This is a genomic window from Vibrio sp. 10N.222.49.C12 (genome assembly GCF_041475025.1).
GTDB classification, from domain to species: Bacteria; Pseudomonadota; Gammaproteobacteria; order Enterobacterales; family Vibrionaceae; genus Vibrio; species Vibrio crassostreae_C.
Map to the genome: position 1 here is coordinate 1 of NZ_JBFRVF010000059.1, position 8,166 is coordinate 8,166.

General features: G+C 44.7%; 11 protein-coding genes. 9 read left to right on the plus strand and 2 right to left on the minus strand.

What is annotated here, in order from left to right:
* Positions 1-109: 109 nt before the first annotated feature.
* Positions 110-337: a SlyX family protein gene (locus tag AB4583_RS16825; RefSeq protein WP_009848930.1), complete on the minus strand. Its 228-nt coding sequence runs from the start codon at positions 335-337 to the stop codon at positions 110-112.
* 5 nt (positions 338-342) lie between these two features.
* A complete protein-coding gene (locus tag AB4583_RS16830; RefSeq protein WP_372073504.1) occupies positions 343-1,320 on the minus strand; it encodes a WD40 repeat domain-containing protein in 978 nt (325 codons plus the stop codon).
* Between the two features lie 131 nt (positions 1,321-1,451).
* On the opposite strand from AB4583_RS16830, the gene fkpA reads away from it, so the two are divergent.
* The 9 genes from fkpA to AB4583_RS16875 all read left to right on the plus strand — a co-directional run.
* Complete coding sequence (gene fkpA, locus AB4583_RS16835; RefSeq protein ID WP_017068826.1) at positions 1,452-2,228, plus strand: FKBP-type peptidyl-prolyl cis-trans isomerase; 777 nt, start codon at positions 1,452-1,454, stop codon at positions 2,226-2,228.
* A 204-nt stretch (positions 2,229-2,432) separates the two neighbouring features.
* A complete protein-coding gene (locus tag AB4583_RS16840) occupies positions 2,433-3,158 on the plus strand; it encodes a transcriptional regulator (RefSeq protein ID WP_004729851.1) in 726 nt (241 codons plus the stop codon).
* Positions 3,152-3,541, plus strand: coding sequence for a sulfurtransferase complex subunit TusD (gene tusD / locus AB4583_RS16845; RefSeq protein ID WP_017063709.1), 390 nt, complete (start codon positions 3,152-3,154; stop codon positions 3,539-3,541). The genes AB4583_RS16840 and tusD overlap by 7 nt, the downstream gene beginning before the upstream one ends.
* Complete coding sequence (tusC, locus tag AB4583_RS16850) at positions 3,538-3,894, plus strand: sulfurtransferase complex subunit TusC (RefSeq protein ID WP_017063710.1); 357 nt, start codon at positions 3,538-3,540, stop codon at positions 3,892-3,894. The genes tusD and tusC overlap by 4 nt, the downstream gene beginning before the upstream one ends.
* An 8-nt stretch (positions 3,895-3,902) precedes the next feature.
* Positions 3,903-4,178, plus strand: a complete 276-nt coding sequence (gene tusB / locus AB4583_RS16855; RefSeq protein WP_372118446.1) for a sulfurtransferase complex subunit TusB — start codon at positions 3,903-3,905, stop codon at positions 4,176-4,178.
* A 182-nt stretch (positions 4,179-4,360) separates the two neighbouring features.
* Positions 4,361-4,735 carry a 30S ribosomal protein S12 gene (gene rpsL / locus AB4583_RS16860; protein WP_004737194.1) on the plus strand — a complete coding sequence of 125 codons (375 nt, stop codon included), beginning with the start codon at positions 4,361-4,363 and terminating at the stop codon, positions 4,733-4,735.
* A 107-nt stretch (positions 4,736-4,842) separates the two neighbouring features.
* Positions 4,843-5,313, plus strand: a complete 471-nt coding sequence (rpsG, locus tag AB4583_RS16865; RefSeq protein ID WP_010435163.1) for a 30S ribosomal protein S7 — start codon at positions 4,843-4,845, stop codon at positions 5,311-5,313.
* A 166-nt stretch (positions 5,314-5,479) separates the two neighbouring features.
* Positions 5,480-7,576: an elongation factor G gene (gene fusA, locus AB4583_RS16870; RefSeq protein WP_017061101.1), complete on the plus strand. Its 2,097-nt coding sequence runs from the start codon at positions 5,480-5,482 to the stop codon at positions 7,574-7,576.
* 147 nt (positions 7,577-7,723) lie between these two features.
* Positions 7,724-8,166: GTP-binding protein (locus AB4583_RS16875; protein ID WP_372118449.1), on the plus strand; the 443-nt coding region annotated here is incomplete at its 3' end.

The window sequence follows — 8,166 nt, forward strand, 5'->3', positions numbered from 1 at the left end:
GCCTCCTCCTACTCGATTTCTATGTCCCGTCCTGAAATGTGTTTACACATTGAGGACGAGAAACTAACGATATGCGTCGTTAGATTTAATTGGTTATTTTGAACCGCACTTAATAGTGTGGAGGTGGCGTCTCTTCTGATGCGTCAGCTAGATTAGAGCCATCCATATTTTTTACTTTGCCAACCACGAACTTCATCTGATCTTGCATTCTCGTGATTAACATTTGTTGTTGGCTAAGCGCTTCATTGAGTTCTTCAATGGTCTGTTCTTGGAAAGCTAGCTGACACTCTAGGTCATTTACGCGGCTTTCTAGTTGTTCAACTCGCTTTTCTGTCATCGTTCTTAATCCACATTCCAAGCTTGGGCAATGCCCGCAGAGGTGCCCGATATCACACGGTTCTTATCATCAAAGGCTGCATCATACACTACCGCACGAGGAGGGCGAGCATCTTTTAGTGGCTCAGCATCGTGGCGAGAAATTCGTTTGCCATCCTGAGTATTCCACACACTCACTTGGCTGGATGGCGTGCCCGTCACCAACATGCTGCCGTCATCAGAAAAACGAGCACTCGAAAAAATCAATTGTCGAGACCAGCTTTGCAATTGCGCTTGAGGTTCGCCCGTTTCAAGATCCCAAATCATCGCTTGATTGCCGCCATCAGAGGTAAAAGCCAGTTCACCATCGCGTTGTAGCGCGACTCGTACTACTCTTTGTTCATGCTCAAAGGTGCGCAACACCAAGCCCGACTCGGTATCCCAAAGGTAAGCTTTGTAGTCGTTGCCGCCTGATAATGCGTAGCGGCCATTAGAAGAGAGGGAGACTGAATTCACTTTTTCTCGGTGAGCAAGGAACTCCAGACGGCGTCCGGTGACTAAGTCCACATAGATGGCTTTGCCATTAGACAGGCCAAGCAATACTTTTTCACCATTGCTAGAGATATCGACATCGCGAATCAAGCCGTCGGAGATAGACCAAAGCCCTTGTGCTTGAGTCCAAGAGAGGTCCCAAACGGCGAAGTTCATCTGGCTTGCGGTAATGGCAAAGCGGCCATTGTCCGAGATACGGATACGCGATACTTGGTTTTCTAATTGATCTTGTGGGCCGAGTTGAGCTAACTCTTTGTTTTCGGCAAGGTCCCAAAGCAATAGTTGTTTTTTCTGAGAGTAGAGCAGGGCGAAGCGTCCATCTCTGCTAAGGGCAAAGCTGGTGGCACCATTGGGTTCAATTTCCCAACGCTGCTCATCATCTTGGAAGAAAAAGCAACCATTTAACAAGGTGATGACAATTGTACATAGCAATGAGTGGAAAAATATTCGAATCACATCTAATAATCCGGTTTGTGTCGAAAGACATATGACTAGTATATTGTTATAACTAACGTATTCACACCAATCTAATCATTAGATTTGTGCACAATAACCAATGGCTTGGCCATTAATTGGAGAATTCAATGAAATCAGTTTTAAAAGTATCACTGCTTGCCGCAACGGTTATGCTAGCAGTTGGTTGTCAGAAAGAAGAACCAAAGGCAGAAGCTCCACAGGTTGAAGAAGTTAAAGTTGAAGCAGTAAACTTTAAAACAGAAGATGACAAAGCGGCATACGCAATCGGCGTATCTTTCGCTAACTACCTAAGCACAAGCATTGATAAGCCAAGCGAGCTAGGTATTAACCTAGACAAAGATATGGTTCTTCAAGGTATCGAAGACGTATTCGCAGAGAAAACTGCACTGAACGAAGAAGAAACTCGCGCAGCTCTTGAAGCTCTAGACAAGCGTGTTGCTGAAACTATGCAAGCACAAGCGGCAGAGAAATCAGCTGAAACTAAGAAAGCAGGTGATGACTTCCGCGCTGAGTTCGCAAAGACTGAAGGCGTAGAGCAAACTGAATCTGGCCTACTTTACCAAGTAATGACAGCTGGCGAAGGCGCTTCTCCAAAAGACACTGATACTGTTCAAGTTCACTACAAAGGTACGCTAACAGACGGTACTCAGTTCGACAGCTCTTACGACCGTGGTGAACCAGCAACATTCCCACTTAACCGCGTAATCCCAGGCTGGACTGAAGGCGTACAACTGATGCAAGTTGGTTCTAAGTACAAGTTCGTTATCCCGCCAGAGCTAGCATACGGTGAGCAAGACACACCGACTATCCCTGCTAACTCAACGCTAGTATTCGAAGTAGAACTACTAAACATCGATAACGCTGAAGCAGCTCCTGCACAGTAATATCGGTTAAAAGCCTCGTACTAAAATACGTTGATTGAATAAAAAGCCTAACTTTGAGTTAGGCTTTTTTATGATTTGAAGATGAGTATTTGATTTTTAAACTTGTTCTAAATCACTAGTTGCAATGTTAGCTAGGTGTGCAATTAAAATTTTCTGATAAACTTACATAAATTTGTTGATTTTTCACACGAAGGTAAGGAATAAGTGACTACTACAGAAACAGTCAATGCAGATGTGTTACTTGAAATGGAATCAGTCCACGTTATGCCATTCAGTGAACACGATAAAATCATTCTAAGATCTTATGAGGCCGTTGTTGACGGTATTGCGAGCCTTATTGGTCCGTTTTGTGAAATCGTTTTGCACTCTTTAGAAGACCTCAATACTTCTGCGATTAAAATTGCCAACGGCGAAAATACAGGTCGTCAGGTTGGCTCGCCGATCACCGATCTTGCATTGAAGATGCTAAAAGATATTGAAGGTTCTAAGCGTAACTTCTCACGTTCATACTTCACTCGCGCTAAAGGCGGAGTGTTGATGAAGTCGATCACGGTTGCTATCCGCAACGGTGAAGACCGAGTGATTGGCCTACTGTGTATTAACGTGAATCTAGACGCGCCATTCTCACAAGTGCTGCAATCGTTCATGCCTACACAAGACGCAGACGAAGCCGCATCATCGGTTAACTTCGCTAGTGACGTTGAAGAACTTGTCGACCAAACGGTTGAACGCACCATTGAAGAAATTAACGCTGACAAATCGGTATCGAACAATACTAAGAACCGTCAGATCGTGATGGAGCTGTACGACAAAGGTATTTTCGATATTAAAGACGCGATCAACCGCGTTGCTGAGCGACTGAACATCTCTAAGCACACCGTGTACCTATACATCCGCCAACGTAAAACAGAGGATGAAGAGGGTTGCTAAGCTATACACTCCTAGTGAATGGGCCAGTCTATGGCTCACAGTCAGCAAGAAGTGCCTACCAGTTTGCCGTGGCTCTGATTAAACAGGGCCACAAACTTCACAGTGTGTTCTTCTATCAAGATGGCGTCAGTAACGGCTCAGACCTTACCGTACCGGCTAACGATGAATTTGATTTAGCTTCTGCTTGGCAAAAGCTGGCTGATGAACACGATGTTAGCCTTGAAACCTGTGTGGCAGCTGCGCTAAGACGCGGAGTGATTAGCTCTGAAGAAGCAGAGCAACATCAACTAAGTGCCTCTAACCTAGCCACTGGATTTACTCAAGCCGGATTAGGAAGCTTATCGGAAGCGCTACTAACGCAAGATAGGGTTGTGCAGTTTTGAGAAAGTTAGCCTTTATATTTAACAGTTTCCCTCATACGACCGCTGCGGGTAGAGAAGGGTTAGACGCCCTGCTTGCTGCGTCCGCATATAGTGAAGACATTGCCGTGTTCTTTGTTGGCGATGGCGTGACACAGCTTCTCAAAGCGCAGCAGCCCGACGAAACACTATCGCGTGACTACATCTCTGCATTCAAACTTATGGACCTGTACGACATCGAACAGGTGTATGTGTGTCAGCGTAGTCTGAGTCAGTTTGGTCTTTCAGCAGACAACCTGCTGATCGATGTGACCACCGTTGAAGCCGACGAGTTAACGCAGAAGTTAGCTCAGTGCCAACAGATACTGACTTTCTAGGGGACGCTATGCTTCATATTGTAAAATCAGTCGACAAACTTAAACTCGCATTGACCTATTCTCAGCCACAAGATCAGTATCTTTTGGTGGAAGATGTGGTGTATGTTTGCCTTCCCAATCATGAGTTATTCACTCAAATCTGCGCAGTAGAGCAGGTGTCGGTGTTAAAACCAGATCTCGATAGCCGAGGTTTACAACTACTTGTCTCAAGTACCATTGATCAAGTTGACTTCGATGGCTTCGTTAAACTGACGGTTTTGAACGACAAATCAGTCACTTGGTAGCTGTGTTTTATCAGTTTGGTTAAAAGTAGACCATCCTGAGCTCTAGACGGCTAAAAAAGATCTGTATATTTCTTGACACACCTCCCACTGCTGAATAGAATTTTGCGTCCCTAATTACGACTTGTGATTAGGGATAGATTTTTCACAAAGCTTACTTTCAAGTAAATTTCAGGAGCTAGTTAATGGCAACTATTAACCAGTTGGTTCGCAAACCTCGTGTAAAGCAAGTTGTTAAAAGCAACGTGCCTGCACTAGAAGCGTGCCCACAAAAACGTGGTGTATGTACTCGTGTTTACACTACTACACCTAAAAAACCTAACTCGGCACTACGTAAAGTATGTCGTGTACGTCTAACTAACGGTTTCGAAGTAACTTCGTACATCGGCGGTGAAGGCCACAACCTACAAGAGCACAGTGTTGTACTAATCCGTGGCGGTCGTGTAAAAGACCTTCCGGGTGTTCGTTACCACACTGTTCGCGGCGCACTTGACTGTGCTGGCGTTAACGACCGTAAACAAGGTCGTTCTAAGTACGGTGTGAAACGTCCTAAGTCTTAATTGATTCTCTTTTTTAAAAAGAAATCGTTAAGTAAGGCCAAACACTATTTTATTTATTATTCTGAAAAGTTTTGGAAAAAACCTGAAGAAGACAACGGAGAATATCCATGCCACGTCGTCGCGTAATAGGTCAGCGTAAGATCCTTCCAGATCCTAAGTTCAAATCTGAATTGCTGGCAAAATTCGTTAACATCCTTATGGTTGACGGAAAGAAATCTACTGCAGAAAAAATCGTTTACACTGCACTAGATTCAATGGCTGAGAAGTCTGGTAAAGACCACTTAGCTGTATTTGAAGAAGCTCTTGAAAATGTTCGCCCAGCGGTAGAAGTTAAATCTCGCCGTGTAGGTGGTTCAACTTACCAAGTACCTGTAGAAGTTCGTCCGGTTCGCCGTAACGCTCTTGCTATGCGTTGGGTAGTTGAAGCTGCGCGTAAGCGTGGTGAAAAATCTATGGCTCAACGCCTAGCTGCTGAAATGCTAGACGCGTCTGAGAACAAAGGTACTGCGGTTAAGAAACGTGAAGACGTTCACCGCATGGCTGACGCAAACAAAGCGTTCGCACATTACCGTTGGTAATACCTTTTTAGTGCTGCAAGGTTCCTTGCAGCACTTCTTTAGTTCCTATGCTTATGCTAGGAACTATTGCTATTTCTAGGGCAAGCAATTTTTAGCGAAGCATCGCTTTTAACGCCTAATCTAGACATAGCAATAGTCCCTAAGTCTCTAATAAGAGGATTCAACCGTGGCTCGTAAAACTCCTATAGAGCAATACCGTAATATCGGTATCGTTGCTCACGTAGATGCAGGTAAAACAACCACAAGTGAACGTATTCTGTTCTATACCGGTCTTTCTCACAAAATCGGCGAAGTTCACGATGGTGCAGCAACCATGGACTGGATGGAGCAAGAGCAAGAGCGCGGTATTACGATCACTTCAGCAGCAACCACTACGTTTTGGCGTGGTATGGAAGCTCAGTTCTCGGACCACCGTATTAACATCATCGACACTCCTGGACACGTTGACTTCACAATCGAAGTAGAACGTTCTCTGCGTGTGCTTGATGGTGCAGTTGTTGTGTTCTGTGGCTCATCTGGTGTTGAACCTCAGTCAGAGACAGTATGGCGTCAAGCTGATAAGTACCAAGTTCCACGTATGGTTTTCGTTAATAAAATGGACCGTACCGGCGCTGACTTCTTGCGCGTAGTTGAACAGATCAAGGACCGCTTAGGCGCAACTCCTGTTCCAATTCAACTGAACATTGGTGCTGAAGAAAACTTCCAAGGCGTTGTCGATCTTATCAAGATGAAGGCAATTAACTGGAACGAAGCTGACCAAGGCATGACTTTCACGTACGAAGATATTCCTGCAGACATGCAAGAAATGGCTGAAGAATATCGTACAGAACTTGTTGAAGCTGCTGCAGAAGCAAATGAAGAGCTGATGGATAAGTACCTTGAAGAAGGTGAACTAACAGAAGCTGAAATCAAACAAGGTCTTCGTACTCGTACCCTTAATAATGAAATCGTACTTGCTACTTGTGGTAGTGCATTCAAAAACAAAGGTGTACAAGCTGTTCTAGATGCAGTTGTTGATTTCCTTCCTTCTCCAGTCGATGTGCCTGCAATTAAAGGTATCGATGAAGATGAGAACGAAGCAGAGCGTCACGCAGACGACAAAGAACCGTTCTCAGCGCTAGCATTTAAGATTGCAACAGACCCATTCGTTGGTACTTTAACTTTCATCCGTGTTTACTCTGGTGTTGTTGAAAGCGGTAAAACAGCTTATAACTCTGTGAAGAAACAACGTGAACGCTTAGGTCGCATTGTTCAAATGCACTCAAACAAGCGAGAAGAAGTAAAAGAAGTACGAGCAGGTGACATCGCAGCCATCATTGGCCTGAAAGATGTGACTACTGGTGAAACCCTTTGTGACCAGAACCATAAGATTGTTCTTGAGCGCATGGAGTTCCCAGACCCAGTTATTCAGATCGTTGTAGAGCCAAGCTCTCAAGCTGATCAAGATAAAATGACTATCGCTCTAGGTAAACTAGCAGCGGAAGACCCATCGTTCCGCGTTGATATGGATGCGGAAACTGGCCAGACTCTGATTTCTGGTATGGGTGAACTACACTTAGATATCATCGTTGACCGTATGAAGCGCGAATTTAGCGTGAACTGCAACGTTGGTAACCCGCAAGTGGCTTACCGTGAGACTATTCGTGGTACAGCGAAAGCGGAAGGTAAATTTATCCGTGAACATGGTGGTAAAGGTCAGTACGGTCACGTATGGCTGAAACTAGAACCATCAGAAGCTGGCGAAGGCTTTGTCTTTGTGGATGAAATTGCCAATGGTATCGTACCGAAAGAGTTTATCGCTTCAGTTGCTAAAGGCGTTGAAGAGCAGATGAACAATGGTGTGCTTGCTGGCTATCCAGTTTTGGATATCAAAGCTACACTATATGATGGTTCTTACCATGAAACAGATTCAAGTGAGATGGCGTTTACAATCGCTGCCTCTATGGCTTTCAGAACGGGTGCACTTGAAGCGCAACCGGTTCTGCTTGAGCCTATGATGAAAGTTGAAGTAACTACTCCAGAAGACTGGATGGGTGACGTTGTTGGCGATATTAACCGTCGTCGCGGCATCATCGAAGGTATGGACGAGGGGACAGCTGGCCTGAAGATAATTCGTGCACAAGTTCCGTTGTCTGTCATGTTCGGTTACGCAACTGATTTACGTTCTGCGACACAAGGTCGTGCTTCTTACTCTATGGAGTTTAGTGAGTACGCTGAAGTGCCTAACAATGTTGCAAAAGCAATCATTGCAGAGCGTGGTTAAACAAAAGGAAGGCATTTTTTTTCATTTTTTGAAAGAACAATGCGTCCAAATATTGCGCTAACGAGAGTTGGCGCATAAAATAGCAATTTCTGGCGCGTCTCGCTCAATAATGAACGTGGCGAATCATAACTAGGAAGGAACACGATTGTGTCTAAAGAAAAATTTGAACGTACGAAACCGCACGTAAACGTTGGTACTATCGGCCACGTTGACCACGGTAAAACAACTCTAACTGCTGCTATCTGTACTACTCTTGCAAAAGTATACGGCGGTGTTGCTAAAGATTTCGCATCAATCGATAACGCTCCTGAAGAGCGCGAGCGTGGTATCACAATCTCAACTTCTCACGTTGAGTACGATACTCCTGCACGTCACTACGCACACGTTGACTGTCCTGGACACGCCGATTATGTTAAAAACATGATCACTGGTGCTGCTCAAATGGATGGTGGTATCCTAGTTGTTGCTGCAACAGATGGTCCTATGCCTCAAACTCGTGAGCACATCCTACTTGGTCGTCAAGTTGGTATCCCTTACATCATCGTATTCATGAACAAATGTGACATGGTTGATGACGAAGAGCTACTTGA

Coding starts and splice junctions, on each gene's coding strand:
- fkpA (WP_017068826.1), top strand. CDS start 1,452: ATGAAATCAGTTTTAAAAGTATCACTGCTTGCCGCAACGGTTATGCTA.
- tusB (WP_372118446.1), top strand. CDS start 3,903: ATGCTTCATATTGTAAAATCAGTCGACAAACTTAAACTCGCATTGACC.
- rpsG (WP_010435163.1), top strand. CDS start 4,843: ATGCCACGTCGTCGCGTAATAGGTCAGCGTAAGATCCTTCCAGATCCT.
- rpsL (WP_004737194.1), top strand. CDS start 4,361: ATGGCAACTATTAACCAGTTGGTTCGCAAACCTCGTGTAAAGCAAGTT.
- AB4583_RS16825 (WP_009848930.1), bottom strand. CDS start 337: ATGACAGAAAAGCGAGTTGAACAACTAGAAAGCCGCGTAAATGACCTA.